1 protein-coding gene is annotated in these 632 nt (G+C 44.6%); it reads left to right on the top strand.

Annotated elements, in window-relative coordinates; genetic code table 11:
* The coding region (locus tag R7Q11_RS27280; RefSeq protein WP_225467121.1) for an amino acid permease at positions 1 to 632 on the top strand (632 nt) is incomplete at its 3' end.

Genomic DNA, 632 nt, shown 5'->3' with positions numbered 1-632 from the left:
ATGAGCAATATCGCCAAGTCCGCTGTTAAACTCAGTGTTTTCTCTGTGATCATGATTACGGTTACATCCGTTGATAGCATCAGAAACATACCGGGTGCCGCCTTATTTGGTAGTCATGCCATCTCTTTCTTTTTACTTGCTGGTTTATGCTTTTTCGTTCCCACGGCTTTAGTGTGTGCCGAGCTAAGCACGACTTACCCTCAACAGGGTGGTGTCTATCTTTGGGGAAAAGAAACGATTGGACCTAACTTCGGCTTTGCGACCGTTTGGTATCAATATGCGGAAAATATCGTTTATTACCCGCCGCTGATCTCTTTCATTGTCGCTACAGGTGCCTACCCATTTTTCCCTGAACTGGCGCAGAATAATATTTTCATGTTAATCATGATTAATGTGATTTTTTGGGCGCTAACATTGGTAAATATATTCGGCTTACGTTTGTCATCGATGATCACAAACGTGTTTGGCACTCTAGGGCTCATTTTCCCAATTTTGCTGATCATTGGCTTGGGTGGTGACTGGACATATACCAATGCGGGTGTGTCTCATTTCGCCCTTAGTCATGTCTCTGACTGGCTACCCGATTTTTCTCAAGAGGGTATTGGAGCAGGTTGCACCGCTGTCGTGCTTTC

It is taken from the genome of Vibrio sp. 970, from assembly GCF_033339075.1.
The sequence above is the reverse complement of the archived record's forward strand: the minus strand, read 5'-3'. Positions and strand labels throughout refer to the sequence as shown.